The 14,110-nt window shown below is 46.9% G+C and carries 18 protein-coding genes; 12 read left to right on the plus strand and 6 right to left on the minus strand.

Annotated features, from left to right (window positions below; translation table 11 throughout):
- From MC24_RS06290 to hisIE, 10 genes are all read left to right on the plus strand, one after another.
- Positions 1 to 679, plus strand: a 679-nt coding sequence (locus tag MC24_RS06290; protein ID WP_038053621.1) for an RNA-guided endonuclease TnpB family protein, incomplete at its 5' end; no start/stop codon positions are given.
- Between the two features lie 46 nt (positions 680 to 725).
- On the plus strand, positions 726 to 1,553 hold the full coding sequence (locus MC24_RS06295) for an ATP phosphoribosyltransferase regulatory subunit (protein WP_148202962.1): 828 nt from the start codon (positions 726 to 728) through the stop codon (positions 1,551 to 1,553).
- Positions 1,547 to 2,173, plus strand: a complete 627-nt coding sequence (gene hisG / locus MC24_RS06300) for an ATP phosphoribosyltransferase (RefSeq protein WP_004080478.1) — start codon at positions 1,547 to 1,549, stop codon at positions 2,171 to 2,173. The genes MC24_RS06295 and hisG overlap by 7 nt, the downstream gene beginning before the upstream one ends.
- The gene (gene hisD / locus MC24_RS06305) at positions 2,145 to 3,431 is read left to right on the plus strand and encodes a histidinol dehydrogenase (RefSeq protein ID WP_038053623.1); all 1,287 of its coding nucleotides are present in this window, start codon (positions 2,145 to 2,147) and stop codon (positions 3,429 to 3,431) included. The genes hisG and hisD overlap by 29 nt, the downstream gene beginning before the upstream one ends.
- Positions 3,428 to 4,435, plus strand: coding sequence for a histidinol-phosphate transaminase (gene hisC, locus MC24_RS06310; protein ID WP_038053626.1), 1,008 nt, complete (start codon positions 3,428 to 3,430; stop codon positions 4,433 to 4,435). Before hisD ends, hisC begins: the two co-directional genes overlap by 4 nt.
- Positions 4,432 to 5,019: an imidazoleglycerol-phosphate dehydratase gene (hisB, locus tag MC24_RS06315; RefSeq protein ID WP_011944122.1), complete on the plus strand. Its 588-nt coding sequence runs from the start codon at positions 4,432 to 4,434 to the stop codon at positions 5,017 to 5,019. Before hisC ends, hisB begins: the two co-directional genes overlap by 4 nt.
- The gene (gene hisH, locus MC24_RS06320) at positions 5,016 to 5,621 is read left to right on the plus strand and encodes an imidazole glycerol phosphate synthase subunit HisH (RefSeq protein ID WP_038053628.1); all 606 of its coding nucleotides are present in this window, start codon (positions 5,016 to 5,018) and stop codon (positions 5,619 to 5,621) included. Before hisB ends, hisH begins: the two co-directional genes overlap by 4 nt.
- Positions 5,600 to 6,325 (plus strand): 1-(5-phosphoribosyl)-5-((5-phosphoribosylamino)methylideneamino)imidazole-4-carboxamide isomerase, encoded by a 726-nt coding sequence (hisA, locus tag MC24_RS06325; RefSeq protein WP_012896636.1) that lies wholly within the window; start codon positions 5,600 to 5,602, stop codon positions 6,323 to 6,325. The genes hisH and hisA overlap by 22 nt, the downstream gene beginning before the upstream one ends.
- Entirely contained in the window at positions 6,315 to 7,079 is a 765-nt protein-coding gene (gene hisF / locus MC24_RS06330) for an imidazole glycerol phosphate synthase subunit HisF (protein ID WP_038053631.1), read from the plus strand. The genes hisA and hisF overlap by 11 nt, the downstream gene beginning before the upstream one ends.
- Positions 7,076 to 7,666: a bifunctional phosphoribosyl-AMP cyclohydrolase/phosphoribosyl-ATP diphosphatase HisIE gene (hisIE, locus tag MC24_RS06335; RefSeq protein WP_038053634.1), complete on the plus strand. Its 591-nt coding sequence runs from the start codon at positions 7,076 to 7,078 to the stop codon at positions 7,664 to 7,666. The genes hisF and hisIE overlap by 4 nt, the downstream gene beginning before the upstream one ends.
- On the opposite strand, the gene wecB is transcribed toward hisIE, so the two are convergent.
- Positions 7,667 to 8,803 carry a non-hydrolyzing UDP-N-acetylglucosamine 2-epimerase gene (wecB, locus tag MC24_RS06340; protein WP_038053635.1) on the minus strand — a complete coding sequence of 379 codons (1,137 nt, stop codon included), beginning with the start codon at positions 8,801 to 8,803 and terminating at the stop codon, positions 7,667 to 7,669.
- Positions 8,804 to 8,846: 43 nt separating this feature from the next.
- Here wecB and MC24_RS06345 point away from each other — a divergent pair, with 43 nt between their 5' ends.
- Positions 8,847 to 9,854 carry a mannose-1-phosphate guanylyltransferase gene (locus MC24_RS06345; RefSeq protein WP_038053638.1) on the plus strand — a complete coding sequence of 336 codons (1,008 nt, stop codon included), beginning with the start codon at positions 8,847 to 8,849 and terminating at the stop codon, positions 9,852 to 9,854.
- On the opposite strand, the gene MC24_RS06350 is transcribed toward MC24_RS06345, so the two are convergent.
- Complete coding sequence (locus tag MC24_RS06350; protein ID WP_011944129.1) at positions 9,829 to 10,938, minus strand: MFS transporter; 1,110 nt, start codon at positions 10,936 to 10,938, stop codon at positions 9,829 to 9,831. The two genes, MC24_RS06345 and MC24_RS06350, sit on opposite strands and share 26 nt — an antisense overlap.
- A gap of 144 nt (positions 10,939 to 11,082) precedes the next feature.
- Here MC24_RS06350 and MC24_RS06355 point away from each other — a divergent pair, with 144 nt between their 5' ends.
- On the plus strand, positions 11,083 to 11,325 hold the full coding sequence (locus MC24_RS06355; protein ID WP_011944130.1) for a glutaredoxin family protein: 243 nt from the start codon (positions 11,083 to 11,085) through the stop codon (positions 11,323 to 11,325).
- A gap of 21 nt (positions 11,326 to 11,346) precedes the next feature.
- Here MC24_RS06355 and MC24_RS06360 read toward each other — a convergent pair whose 3' ends face one another.
- From MC24_RS06360 to MC24_RS06375, 4 genes are all read right to left on the minus strand, one after another.
- Positions 11,347 to 11,949 carry a TetR/AcrR family transcriptional regulator gene (locus MC24_RS06360; protein WP_156105083.1) on the minus strand — a complete coding sequence of 201 codons (603 nt, stop codon included), beginning with the start codon at positions 11,947 to 11,949 and terminating at the stop codon, positions 11,347 to 11,349.
- Between the two features lie 10 nt (positions 11,950 to 11,959).
- Entirely contained in the window at positions 11,960 to 12,751 is a 792-nt protein-coding gene (locus tag MC24_RS06365) for an ABC transporter permease subunit (RefSeq protein WP_038053643.1), read from the minus strand.
- The gene (locus MC24_RS06370; protein ID WP_011944133.1) at positions 12,748 to 13,629 is read right to left on the minus strand and encodes an ABC transporter ATP-binding protein; all 882 of its coding nucleotides are present in this window, start codon (positions 13,627 to 13,629) and stop codon (positions 12,748 to 12,750) included. The genes MC24_RS06365 and MC24_RS06370 overlap by 4 nt, the downstream gene beginning before the upstream one ends.
- Before the next feature lie 108 nt (positions 13,630 to 13,737).
- Positions 13,738 to 14,109 (minus strand): hypothetical protein, encoded by a 372-nt coding sequence (locus tag MC24_RS06375; protein ID WP_011944134.1) that lies wholly within the window; start codon positions 14,107 to 14,109, stop codon positions 13,738 to 13,740.
- Position 14,110 lies beyond the last annotated feature (1 nt).

Raw genomic sequence — 14,110 nt, forward strand, 5'->3', positions numbered from 1 at the left:
TGCTGAAGTACAAAATACTTCCACCGACATTCTAGGTATAGACCTTGGAATCAAAGACACAATCACATTGAGCGATGGCAAGAAATATAAAATGCCAGACCTTTCAAAATACGAGAGACAGATCAAAAGACTTCACAGACGATTATCCAGGAAACAGAGAGGTTCAAAGAACTGGGAAAAAGCACGTTTGTGTCTTGCAAAGCTGTACGAGAAAATAGTCAACATAAAAAACGACTGGCTTCACAAGATCACACACGATCTTGTCAGCGAAAGCCAAGCTGGAAAGATCGTGGTGGAAGATCTCAACATCAAAGGTATGGTTCAAAACCACAGACTTGCCAGGCACATCCACATGCAGTCGTGGAGGAGATTCTTAGAACTTCTCGAGTACAAGGCAAAGCGCTGTGGAATCGAAGTGATAAAAGCGAACAGATACTATCCCTCAAGTCAGATGTGCAGTGAATGCGGATACATAAACAAAGAAGTCAAAGACCTGAGCGTTAGAGAATGGACGTGTCCTGTATGTGGAGCGCATCACGATAGAGACGTGAACGCTGCGAAGAATTTGGTCAGGTACGGCTTGATGCTTTCAATAGGGCGGGAACCGTCCGAATTTACGCCTGTGGACAGTGCTCTGGCGGCGGAACCCGAAAGGGGTCTACGAGCTATCACGGGTTGAAGCGGGAAGCCATGACTTCTATAAGTCATGGTAGTTCACTGGGGAGGTGGATTTCTTGGATTTCGAGAAGGTGTTTTCGTTCTACAGTAAAGCCACGAAAAAAGGATTCTCACCGTTCTTCGTCCCAACGCTCGAAAAGGCAGAAGAGCCGGCGGGGAATTTTTTCCTCGACAGAAAGGGCAATCTTTTCTCCATCAGAGAAGATTTCACAAAAACCGTCCTCAACCATCGTAAAAGATATTCCCCCGATTCTCAAATCAAGGTCTGGTACGCCGATTTCGTTTACAGATACTCGGGAAGCGATTTGGTGGCGGAGTATCAACTTGGACTCGAAAAGGTTCCAAGGAACTCCTTGGACGATTCGCTGGAAGTTCTTGAGATCATCGTCGAAAGTGCATCGGAATTTTTTGAAGGTCCGGTGATAGTGGAAATAGGACACACCGGTGTTTACGAGGATCTACTGAAAGAAATTCCGAAGGACCTCCACGAGAAGGTTCTGAATCTCATCGACACGAAAAACCTCGCGGAAATCGAGTTTCTCTCTCACATGAAGAAAATTGATCTTTCCAGGGTAGAGAAGATTATCGAAGACAGCATATACCGGAGATCACCGGAACATTTGAAGACGATGGATCTCCCGCTTTCAGTGAGGGAAGATCTGCTTTCGGCATCTTCCTTCCTTCAGGAGAAGTTCCCCACCGTTTCCGTTGAGATCGATCTCACCCTTGCGAGAACGATCGAAGAGTACTGTGGCCTGATATTCACCATCTACGACACATCTTCTTCCAGACTCGTAGCTGCCGGCGGAGAGTACACAGTGAACGGAGAAAAAGGTGTGGGTGGATCCATCTTTCTGGAGGGAAAAACATGCTGAAACTGGCAATCCCCAAAGGAAGGTTAGAAGAGAAGGTGATGACCTACCTGAAAAAAACGGGAGTTATTTTCGAAAGGGAGTCTTCTATTCTTCGGGAAGGGAAGGATATCGTCTGTTTCATGGTGAGACCGTTCGATGTACCAACGTATCTCGTTCACGGAGTGGCAGACATTGGATTCTGTGGAACCGATGTACTCCTCGAAAAAGAAACTAGTCTCATTCAGCCCTTCTTCATTCCCACAAACATTAGCAGAATGGTTCTTGCCGGTCCGAAGGGAAGGGGAATACCAGAGGGTGAAAAGAGAATCGCCACGAAGTTTCCGAACGTAACTCAGAGATACTGCGAATCCAAAGGATGGCACTGTCGCATAATACCACTGAAGGGTTCTGTCGAACTCGCTCCAATAGCCGGACTCTCAGATCTCATCGTGGACATCACCGAAACGGGAAGAACACTGAAAGAGAACAACCTGGAGATTCTCGATGAAATATTCGTCATAAGAACCCATGTTGTGGTGAATCCGGTGAGTTACAGAACGAAAAGAGAAGAGGTGGTTTCCTTCCTTGAAAAGCTCCAGGAGGTGATCGAACATGATTCTAATGAACAATCCCGGGGATAAAGAAGTGCTCAGACTATTGAAACAAAGGATGGAATCTGTATCGCAGGTGGAAGAGACCGTAAAAGAAATCATCAGGAGAGTGAAAGAAGAAGGAGACAGAGCCCTCGAGGAATTCCTCAAAAGGTTCGAGAAGCACCCGGTGGGCATCGAGAACCTTCGTGTCACAGAGAAGGAAATATCGGAAGCCCAAGTAGAGGAAGAATTCGTTGAAACGATAAAAATCGTGATAGAAGACCTGAAGGAATTCCATCGAAGACAGGAGGAAAGATCTTTCTTTTTCACGACGAAGGGTGGAAGCTTCCTTGGAGAGATGGTTGTTCCTCTCGAGAGTGTGGGAATCTACGTTCCTGGGGGAAAGGTTCCGTACTTTTCCACGCTCCTCATGTGCGCGGTTCCCGCTATCGTTGCTGGTGTGGAAAGGATCGCTGTCACAACACCACCGAATGAAAACGGAGGCATCTCTCCATACATCCTGAAAACCTGCGAAATCCTCGGTCTGAAGGAGATCTACCGGATGGGAGGGGCTCACGCGGTAGCCGCCCTCACATACGGCACGGAAACAGTGAAACCCGTTGACAAGATCGTGGGACCCGGTGGAGTCTTCGTCACGCTCGCAAAGAAACACGTTTACGGAGACGTTGGAATCGATTCCATAGCGGGTCCCAGCGAGATTGCGATCGTGACAGACGGCAGTGCCGACCTGGATCTCATAGCCGCGGATTTCCTCTCCCAGGCAGAGCACGACGAGAACGCGATGAGTGTGGTGATAACCACTTCGAAAGAAGTCTTCGAAAAATTACCTCAGGTCATTGAAAGACACCTGGAAGCTCTTCCAGAAGAGAGAAGAAAAACGGCCAGGATTTCAACGGAAAATTTCGGTACCATCATCTTGACGGACAGTCTGAAAAGGGCCTTTGAGATCTCCAACCTCATCGCCCCCGAACATCTGGAGGTCCTCGTGGAAAATCCGTTTGAGTCACTGGGACACATAAAGAACGCGGGATCTGTCTTTCTCGGAAAGTACACCTGTGAGTCTGTGGGAGACTACGGTGCGGGACCGAACCACGTTCTTCCCACCTTCAGATCCGCGAGGTTCTCCTCAGGACTCAGGGTTTCCGATTTCACGAAGAAGATATTCATCACACACCTCTCCGAAGAAGATTTCAGAAAAAAGGGCGAGCTTTACTCGAAGATGGCGCGCTGGGAAGGTTTTGAAGCCCACGCTCGGGCGATAGACGTCAGGAGGGAAAAGCTGTGAATCCTCTCGATTTGATTGCAAAGAGGGCGTATCCGTACGAAACCGAAAAGAGAGACAAAACCTACCTTGCGCTGAATGAAAATCCGTTTCCCTTTCCAGAGGACCTCGTGGATGAAGTGTTTCGACGATTGAACAGCGACGCCCTGAGGATCTACTACGACTCCCCCGATGAAGAATTAATAGAAAAGATACTCTCATACCTCGACACCGATTTTCTTTCGAAAAACAACGTCTCTGTGGGAAACGGAGCGGATGAGATCATCTACGTGATGATGCTCATGTTCGACCGTTCCGTTTTCTTTCCCCCGACCTACAGCTGCTACAGGATCTTTGCGAAGGCAGTTGGAGCGAAATTCCTGGAAGTGCCGCTCACGAAAGATCTGAGGATACCTGAGGTGAACGTGGGAGAAGGAGACGTTGTTTTCATTCCGAACCCGAACAATCCAACGGGCCATGTTTTCGAAAGAGAGGAAATAGAAAGAATCCTGAAAACGGGTGCCTTCGTCGCGCTGGACGAAGCCTACTACGAATTCCACGGAGAAAGTTATGTGGATCTTCTGAAAAAATACGAGAACCTCGCCGTGATCAGGACTTTCTCGAAAGCGTTTTCCCTGGCAGCGCAACGTGTCGGATACGTTGTGGCCTCGGAGAAGTTCATTGACGCTTACAACAGGGTGAGACTTCCTTTCAACGTGAGCTACGTTTCCCAGATGTTCGCGAAGGTAGCTCTCGATCACAGAGAGATCTTTGAGGAGAGAACGAAGTTCATCGTGGAAGAACGCGAGAGAATGAAGAGTATCCTCAGAAAAATGGGATACCGAATCACCGATTCCAGAGGAAACTTCGTGTTCATATTCATGGAAAAGGAAGAAAAAGAAAGACTTCTCGAACACCTCCGGGCAAAGAACATTGCTGTTCGTAGTTTCAGGGAAGGTGTTAGAATCACAATCGGAAAGCGCGAGGAGAACGATATGATCCTGAAAGAACTGGAGGTGTTCAAATGACGGTAGAAAGACTGGAAAACGGCGTGATCGTTCAGAGAAACACCAACGAGATCGAGATCTCTATAACACTCGACACGGTACACGGAAAACTCGAAGGGAGTACTGGTGTGAACTTCTTCGATCACCTTCTGAACACCTTCTGTCATTACTCCGGCCTGGGTCTCAGGGTGAGTACCTGCGAAAGCAAAGACGGTATCCTCCACCACCTGATAGAGGACTTTGGAATCTCACTGGGTCTCGCATTCAGGGAGCTCTTCGACTACACGAAAGTGAGAAGATTCGGGGAAGCCACCGTTCCCATGAACGAGGCGCTGGTGGGATGCTACGTGGATCTTTCCGGAAGACCCTTCTTCCAGAAGAACTTCGAGTTCTCCGTTGAAAAGATAGAAGACATGCCCGTCGAAGGATTCGAGGAGTTCATGTGCGGATTCGTAAACCATGCAAGGATCACGGTCCACTTCTTCAAATTCTTTGGAAAGAACGACCATCACATTTCTGAATCTGCCATGAAATCTTTTGGACTCGCGATCGCCCGGGCTCTGGAGGGGTCGGAAAAAAAGACCACTAAGGGTGTGATAGATTGAGGATCGGAATAATCTCTGTTGGTCCGGGAAACATAATGAACCTGTACCGTGGAGTGAAGAGGGCATCAGAAAATTTTGAGGATGTTTCGATAGAACTCGTGGAGTCACCTCAAGACGATCTGTACGATCTTCTGTTCATCCCGGGTGTAGGACACTTCGGCGAAGGAATGAGACGACTCAGAGAGAACGGTCTTGTTGAGTTCATAAAAAAACACGTCGAAGATGGAAAATACGTGGTCGGAGTCTGCCTTGGAATGCAGCTCCTTTTTGAAGAGAGCGAAGAGGCACCCGGCGTAAAGGGTCTTTCTCTCATAGAAGGAAACGTCGTGAAACTGAAGAGTAGAAGACTTCCACACATGGGCTGGAACGAGGTGATCTTCAAAGACACGTTTCCGAACGGGTATTACTACTTCGTCCACACCTACAGAGCCGTGTGCAAAGAGGAACACGTTCTGGGAACAACGGAATACGACGGTGAGATCTTTCCATCCGCGGTGAGGAAGGGGAGAATTCTGGGTTTTCAGTTCCATCCCGAAAAGAGTTCAAAAATCGGAAGAAAACTGCTTGAGAAGGTGATCGAATGCTCGTTGTCCCGGCGATAGATCTCTTCAGAGGAAAGGTAGCGAGAATGGTGAAAGGAAAAAAGGAGAACACCATATTCTACGAAAAAGATCCCGCAGAGCTGGTGAAAAAACTCATCGAAGAGGGATTCACACTGATCCACGTTGTGGATCTTTCGAAGGCGATAGAAAACAGCGTTGAGAACTTTCCTGTCCTCGAAAGACTTTCCGAATTTGCCGAACACATACAGATCGGAGGCGGGATCAGATCATTCGATTACGCAGAAAGACTCCGCAAGCTGGGATACAGAAGACAGATTGTGAGTTCAAAAGTTCTGGAAGATCCTTCTTTTCTGAAATTTCTGAAAGAAATCGACGTGGAGCCCGTGTTCAGTCTGGACACCCGAGGTGGGAAAGTCGCGTTCAAAGGATGGCTGGCGGAAGAGGAAATCGATCCGATATCTCTTCTGAAGAGACTGAAGGAATACGGTCTTGAAGAGATCGTACACACGGAGATCGAAAAAGATGGCACTCTTCAGGAGCACGATTTTTCTCTCACCAGGAAGATAGCGATCGAAGCTGAAGTGAACGTATTCGCAGCAGGGGGAATCTCTTCGGAGAACTCTTTGAAAACAGCGCAGAGGGTTCACAGAGAAACGAACGGGCTTCTCAAAGGTGTGATCGTGGGAAGGGCATTTCTGGAGGGAATTCTCACAGTTGAGGTGATGAAGAGATATGCTCGCTAAGAGAATAATCGCATGTCTCGACGTGAAAGACGGCCGTGTGGTGAAGGGAACGAACTTCGAAAATCTCAGGGACAGCGGTGATCCGGTCGAGTTGGGGAAGTTCTATTCCGAAATTGGAATAGACGAACTCGTTTTTCTGGATATCACCGCATCTGTTGAGAAGAGGAAAACCATGCTGGAACTGGTCGAAAAGGTGGCCGAGCAGATCGACATTCCGTTCACCGTTGGAGGAGGCATCCACGACTTCGAAACGGCCTCCGAACTCATTCTCCGGGGTGCGGACAAGGTGAGCATAAACACGGCGGCTGTGGAGGATCCTTCCCTGATCACGAAGATCGCCCGAACTTTCGGAAGCCAGGCCGTCGTCGTGGCGATAGATGCAAAAAGGGTGGATGGAGAGTTCGTGGTCTTCACCTACTCCGGAAAGAAGAACACGGGCATACTTCTGAGAGACTGGGTGGTTGAAGTAGAAAGGAGAGGGGCAGGAGAGATTCTACTCACCAGTATCGACAGAGACGGCACGAAAGCAGGTTACGACACGGAGATGATAAGGTTTGTGAGACCACTGACTACGCTTCCCATCATCGCTTCTGGTGGTGCGGGAAAAATGGAACATTTCCTTGAAGCGTTTCTGGCGGGTGCCGACGCTGCCCTTGCGGCTTCTGTTTTTCATTTCAGAGAGATCGATGTGAGAGAATTGAAAGAATATCTCAAAAAACACGGAGTGAACGTGAGACTGGAGGGGTTGCGATGACGCTCTATCCAGTGGTGGTTCAGGAGAAAACAACGGGTGAAGTGTTGATGTTGGCCTACGCGAACGAGGAGGCTTTGGAGCTCACCAAGAAAACGGGATACGCGCATTTCTTTTCGAGGGAGAGGCAGAAAATCTGGAAAAAGGGAGAGACCTCTGGAAACACGATGAGAGTGGTTGAAATAAGAAGAGACTGCGATGACGATGCTTACCTGTACATCGTCGATTTTCCAGAAGACAAGGTGGCGTGTCACACGGGAAACAGATCCTGTTTTTTCAAGGTGGAACACAGATTTGAAGAAACGGGCTCTCCCACCTTCTGGCTGGATCTCTACAGACTCGTTAAAAAAAGAAAAGAAGAGATGCCGGAAGGTTCCTACACGTCGAAGCTCTTCAGGGAAGGCAAGGGAAAAATTGCCAAAAAGTTCGGTGAAGAAGCGGTAGAGGTGATCACAGGGTATCTCCAGAATGACAAAGAAAACCTCGTCTGGGAAATAGCGGACATGATCTACCACCTCACCGTCCTCATGGTCGACGCTGGTGTCACTATCCAGGATGTCATGAAGGAGCTCGAAAAGAGAAGAAAGTGATCAGCCAAATTCCTCCGGTGGATCTGAAAGCCCGAATTCGTGGAGAATCGCCTTCACTATGCGCTCTGAAGCCCTGCCATCCCCGAATGGATTCACGGCTTTCGCCATTTTTTCGTATTCTTCTCTGTCCAAAAGAAGCTTTTTTGCGAGTTCGAATATTCTTTCTTCCTCCACTCCTCCCAAAACGGCAACACCCGCTTCGATCGCTTCGGGCCTTTCAGTTTCCCTTCTCAGAACGATCACCGGCTTTCCGAGGGCCGGTGCCTCTTCCTGTATTCCTCCAGAGTCCGTCATGATGAGATAGCTTCTTGCCATCAGATTGTGCATGTCTATCACATTCACGGGGTCGATCAAGAAGACTCTCTCCATGTTTTCGAGCATCGGGAAGACGATCTCTCTCACGGCGGGGTTCATGTGAACCGGGTAAATCACCCTCACATCTTCGAATTCTTCAACGATCCTTCTCACTGCTTTACAGATGTTTTCAAGGGGCTTTCCGATGTTCTCTCTTCTATGGGAAGTGAGAAGGATGTACCTTCCGTCGGAAAAATCCATATTCCTCAAAACCGGATTCTCAAAAACGTGGTTCTCCTTCACGGTGTACCTGAGGGCGTCTATCACCGTGTTTCCAGTCACGTAGATCTTTCCCATGACGTTTTCCCTAAGAAGGTTCTCTCTGTTCCTCTTTGTAGGTGCGAAATGCAGTGTAGAAAGAACACCCGTTAGTCTTCTGTTGATCTCCTCTGGGAAAGGGGAGTACCTGTCATTTGTTCTCAAGCCTGCTTCAACGTGGCCAACCGGGATCCTGTGATAGAAGGCCGCGAGTGCTCCTGCGAACGTAGTCGTTGTGTCTCCCTGAACCAGTACGATATCCGGTTTTAACTCTTCAATCAAATCGTAGAGACCCGACAGTGCGTTCACAGTTATATCGGCAAGACTCTGCCGCTCTTTCATTATGTTCAGGTCAAAATCCAGTTTTATATCGAAAACTTCCAGCACCTGGTCCAGCATCTGTCTGTGCTGAGCGGTGACACAGACCAAACTTTCCACGTTTCGTTCTTCTTCGAGTTTTTTCACGAGAGGTGCCATCTTTATTGCTTCGGGTCTTGTTCCGAAGACGCTGAGAACTCTGATCACGTCCTCCACCTCCTGTTAAAATTGTACACGAGGAGGTGAAGTAATGAAAGCTCTGATTCTCGCAGGAGGATCTGGAGAAAGATTCTGGCCCCTTTCCACTCCTGAGACTCCAAAACAGTTTTTGAAACTCTTTGGAAACAAGAGTCTCATAAGGTGGACCTTCGAACGTGTTATGGAGGAAATGGACCCAAAAGACGTGATCGTTGTAACTCACAAAGACTACGTTGAGAGAACGAAAAGAGAACTTCCAGAGATCCCTGATGAGAACATCATCGCAGAGCCAACGAAGAAAAACACCGCTCCAGCCTGTTTCATAGGAACAAAGCTGGCGGATGACGATGAGCCGGTGCTTGTTCTACCCGCGGACCACAGAATACCGGACACAAAAAAATTCTGGAAAACGGTGAAGAAATCACTCGATGCCCTGGATAAGTACGGCGGTCTTTTCACTTTCGGCATCGTTCCAACAAGGCCGGAAACCGGCTACGGCTACATAGAGATCGGAGAAGAACTGGAAGAAGGAGTTCACAAAGTTGCTCAGTTCAGGGAAAAGCCGGACTTTGAAACGGCTAAAAGATTCGTCGAAAGTGGAAGATTCCTCTGGAACAGCGGAATGTTCCTGTGGAAAGCGAAAGAATTCATCGAAGAAGCGAAGGTGTGTGAACCATCCATATACGAAAACCTGAAGGATGTCGATCCAAGAAATTTCGAAGAGCTCAAAAAAGCCTACGAAAAAGTACCTTCGATCAGCGTGGACTACGCTGTCATGGAGAGATCGGAAAAGGTGCGGGTTGTGAAGGCGGATTTCGAGTGGTCTGACGTGGGAAACTGGTCTTCCGTGAGAGAAATAGAGGGATACACAGAAGAATCGGACGAAGTGATACTCATCGACAGTGAACGCATCTTCGTGAAAACCCACAACAAACCCATAGCGGTTGTTGGGCTATCTGATCTGATCGTGGTCGACACACCGAACGGGATTCTGATCTGCAAAGAAGAGTATGCTCAAAAAGTGAGAGAGGTGGTCAAGAAGCTCTTTCGTACTTCCTGAGGAAAAGAAAGACAAAAAGAGAAACGATCATGGGAACCAAACCGAGAATCCTGTATGAATCGATAAGACCAAGATTTTCTGCGAGCACACCACCTACCGATGAGCCTATGAACGGCCCTATTCCCATAGCGACCCAGAAATACTTTTGTGCTCTGATCCTTGCGGGACCAAACGTTCGAATGAGAAACATCATGGAGTAATAGATCACTATGTAAGTCCATCCCTGCAAGAGCTGAACCATCAGCAGAGTAGCTGGAGAACTTGTCAGAGTTACCAGCAGGTTTCTGAGACCCACAACGAACACACCCGAAGCGAGCATGAAACCCACACCGAGTCTTTTCACTGTCTCATCGGCCCACAGGAGGAACGGCGTCTCTGTGATGGCCATGAGAGAAAGGGCTATACTCGCAAGAGACACGTCGTAGTTTCTTTCCTTCATCAAAACGGGTAGAAAGACAAAATTGAAATTGTTTGCCGCTATACCAAAGATCACTACAGGGAGAAGGAGCCAGAAGAAAGTGGGAAGAGGTTTTTTGCTTTTTCTTTTTTCTTCCTCACCGAGGTCTACTTCTTTCATCGGCTTCAGTATCCAAAAGGTCAAAAGCATCAAGGCAGTGAAAACGTAAAATATCGTGACGAAACCCAGTCTGATGAGTCCGCTCATCAAAAGCGCTGTGAAAGAGAACCCAAAGGTTCCAAACAACCTGATCCTGCCGTAGTTCATTTTCATCTGGTGTGTGATGTCCACGATAACGGACTCAGCAAGAGGAGTCACCGCAGAGAAGAAGAAAGCGAACACTGACATGAATATGAGTTTCAGGTAGAACTCCTCGAACAGAAACAGCCCCCAGAAGAGGATTCCAGCGAACAGAATCACTTTTTTCAGCCAGTTCACTCTTCCTATGGTAGAGGCGATTTCGAAATTTAGATGGTTCGCGTAGAGTGATGTGATCGGCAGGATAGACATCAGAATGCCTATCTGAGATTTCGAGAGTTCTTCGTTTGCCAGAAACTGACTCAACAGTGAATAAACGGCCATCGTGCCGTAGACAAAGAATTCTATCGACATGAGTCTGTACCGCACAAAGTTCCCTCCTTTGCATAGAAGGAATTGTAACATATTGATTCGCTTCCTGAACTTTTCAGTTCTGTGAGAATTAATTGAAATGATTCGTCAGCTGTGATAGAATAAATTTGGACTAAAAAAGTAGAAAATGGAGGTGAACCGATGCAGCACCTGAAAATCAAAATCTACACAACCCCCACCTGTCCGTACTGTAGAAAAGCAAAGGAATACTTCAGATCGCTGGGGCTCGAGTTCAAAGAAGTCGATGTAACAAAAAACCCAAGAGAAGCCGAGCTCATGGTGAAGAAGACAGGACAAATGGGAGTTCCCGTGATCGAGATCGGCAACAAGATAGTCATCGGATTCGACAAAGCAAAAATCGACAGAATCCTCGGAATATCGTGAAAAGCGGGGGATTCCCCCGCTTTATTTTGTCATACCTCTCTTCAAAATCCTGAGCATGACCTTCACTTCTTCAACGAGTACGTTCATGTCTTTTTTCAATAGTTCAGGCTTACCCTGATAGGTCCTCAGATAGACTTCTTCGAATCCGGAAAAGAACCACATCAGAAATTTCAATGCGATTTCCTCCGTTACATCTTCTGCGAGATCTAAGTCTTTCAACTTTTCCCTTACGAAGTCGAAAAAGACCCTCTGTGATTTTTCGAGGTCGAGAAGTATTCTTTTCCTGAGATCTTCACCCACACTCACAAGTGTTATCAGAAAATCCGCTTCTTCGGGATGAGAAGCAGAGTACTCCAGTTTCTTTTCTATCCATCGTTCCATGAAATCGAAGATGTCTCTATTTCTGTTCTCCCTGAGAAAATTCTTGAATTCCCTCTGCAGTTTCTCTACAACATACCTGTATGCCTGGTAGTACAGTTCTTCTTTGTTCTTGAAATAGTGAAAGATCAATCCCTTGGCTACTCCGGCCTTCTCCGCTATTTCGTCTGTTGTGGCTCGATCGTAACCTTTTTTTCCAAAAACCTCGATCGCCGCTTTCAATATCGCATCTTTCTTCGACAACACGATCCCTCCATTACACAAGAATGTCTTTCTTTGAAAACAGAACGATCGAACTGATCAGAAGAGCTATGTTCACAAGTACAAAGAAAAGACCGGAGAACGTCGGAAAACCGTGCCTTATGACAGTGGAGGGATCTGCGTAGGAAAACGGAGTGAAATACTTCAAAAACTCCGCTTTGTCCGTGATCTTCGATATCATGTTCAAAATGTACAGAACGAACACAGTACCGAGCCCAAGAGAGAGTGCTCCGTCTGATTTTGTGGTACCCACAAAGAAAGATATGTTCATCGATGTGAAGTGGAGACAAACCTGACTAAAAGCGAAGGCAACAAACTTTTCCACTTCAACCGGGCTTGAACTGTAGATATTTGCGAACACGAACAGACTGCTGAACAAGAGCGCATCGAACACGAGGACGTGTGTCAAAGATGAAAAAAACTTCGAGATCACAACTTCAAGCCTCGAAACAGGTTTCGACAAGAGAAACTCAACGGTCTTTTCGTTTTCTTCTCTCGAAATACTCCTCACACCTACCAAAGAAGCGAAAACTCCTCCAACGAGTGTTACGTAGATACTGGACACCATGGCGAGGTAGTTCATGATGTTGGAAAAGTCCATGTCTTCTAACCCAAAGAGTTTCACAAACGCTTTTGGCATTACCTTCATCCACTTTGTTATGAACTCTGTCTCCTTTACCATACTCGGATAGAACGCGGCGTACATGAGCTGAAGGAGAATGAGAACGACCGTCCAAGCGATCGTGCTCTTTATGTACCTCTTCATATCCCATTTGAATATGTTCATTTTTCTCCCTCCCGATAGTAGGACATGAATATCTCTTCAAGAGAAGGTTCCTCCACCCAGAAATCGGACAGTTTCAAGCTACGAAGAATTTCAATGAGTCTTTCAACACTTCCTGAGAAGAGGAACTCTGCTGTGCCGTTTTCAAACTTCAGTCGATTCACTTCAGCCAGATCTTTCAGCTTTTCCAGATTTTCTCCTTTGACCCGGACCACCTTGTACCTTTCCCCTTTGAGATTCTCCACCTTTTCTACCCTGATGATTCTTCCATCCTTTATCATCGCCACACGATCACACAGCTTTTCCACCTCGCTCAGTATGTGAGAAGAGAAAAACACGGTCGTTCCTTTTTCTTTCTCTTTTTTCAGAATTTCAAAGAAGGTGTTTTGAACGATAGGATCGAGTCCATTCGTGGGCTCATCCAGGATAAGAAGTTTTGGCCTGTGCATCAAAGACTGAACGATAGCCACTTTCTTTTTGTTTCCCATGGAGAGTTCCTTGATACGTTTTTTCATGTCGAGCGAGAAAACACCACAGAGCTCCTTCACATGATCCCAGTCTACCCTTTCGTAGAAACTGGCAGAGTACCTGAGAAATTCCTCCACCGTCACTTCCGGATAAAAGCTCACCTCTCCTGGAATGTAACCGATGTTCTTTCTTATTTCTTTTCCTTCTCTCAGAACGTCTCTTCCGAAAACCTCTGCCAGACCAGAATCCGGAAAGATCAAACCAAGAAGAAGCCTTATGGTGGTTGTCTTCCCGGCACCGTTCGGTCCGATGAAGCCGAATATCTCTCCTTCTTCAACTGAGAAAGTTACACCTTCTACTCCTCTGGACTTTCCGTAGTATTTAGTGAGATCTCTCACTTCGATCACCGACACGTTTACACCTCCTTGATTGACTGGTCAGTCAAATTCTAACAAAATAAAATCAGACATGTCAACATGCCTTTGTGGGATGAGATAAATCTCCTGAATTGAAAGCATTCATCATCGAAGAAACTCTAAAATTTTACTCTCGATCTTTTCTCTTTTCAGTTTTGCTATTCTCTCGAGTGAAAACTCATCCTCAAGCCAGCAAACGAATTTGTACCCGAGACAGTAACCCAGGAGCTGCTTCTCAAAAAGTTCATACCACGAACCAAAGAATGGATTCAAAGGTTCTTTTTCTTCTATTCTTCTCAAAAATTCCCGTTTGAGTAAATCTTCGTTCTCTTCACACCAATCGAACCATGCTGACATGTAACCACGAGCCCTGATCCATTCAGGAACGGGATATTTCGAAGAAAAGAGTAAGTCTGGCACCTGGGCAAAACACGAGACAAGAACGAAAGACATCATCAACACCACAATTTTTTTCATA

This window comes from Thermotoga sp. Mc24 (genome assembly GCF_000784835.1).
Lineage (GTDB): Bacteria > Thermotogota > Thermotogae > Thermotogales > Thermotogaceae > Thermotoga.

What these genes read in the sequence shown, in the direction of transcription:
- hisD (WP_038053623.1), top strand. Translation starts at nt 2,145, where the DNA reads ATGATTCTAATGAACAATCCCGGGGATAAAGAAGTGCTCAGACTATTG.
- MC24_RS06345 (WP_038053638.1), top strand. Translation starts at nt 8,847, where the DNA reads ATGAAAGCTCTGATTCTCGCAGGAGGATCTGGAGAAAGATTCTGGCCC.
- MC24_RS06375 (WP_011944134.1), bottom strand. Translation starts at nt 14,109, where the DNA reads ATGAAAAAAATTGTGGTGTTGATGATGTCTTTCGTTCTTGTCTCGTGT.
- hisIE (WP_038053634.1), top strand. Translation starts at nt 7,076, where the DNA reads ATGACGCTCTATCCAGTGGTGGTTCAGGAGAAAACAACGGGTGAAGTG.
- hisG (WP_004080478.1), top strand. Translation starts at nt 1,547, where the DNA reads ATGCTGAAACTGGCAATCCCCAAAGGAAGGTTAGAAGAGAAGGTGATG.
- hisF (WP_038053631.1), top strand. Translation starts at nt 6,315, where the DNA reads ATGCTCGCTAAGAGAATAATCGCATGTCTCGACGTGAAAGACGGCCGT.
- hisB (WP_011944122.1), top strand. Translation starts at nt 4,432, where the DNA reads ATGACGGTAGAAAGACTGGAAAACGGCGTGATCGTTCAGAGAAACACC.
- hisA (WP_012896636.1), top strand. Translation starts at nt 5,600, where the DNA reads ATGCTCGTTGTCCCGGCGATAGATCTCTTCAGAGGAAAGGTAGCGAGA.
- MC24_RS06365 (WP_038053643.1), bottom strand. Translation starts at nt 12,751, where the DNA reads ATGAACATATTCAAATGGGATATGAAGAGGTACATAAAGAGCACGATC.
- MC24_RS06355 (WP_011944130.1), top strand. Translation starts at nt 11,083, where the DNA reads ATGCAGCACCTGAAAATCAAAATCTACACAACCCCCACCTGTCCGTAC.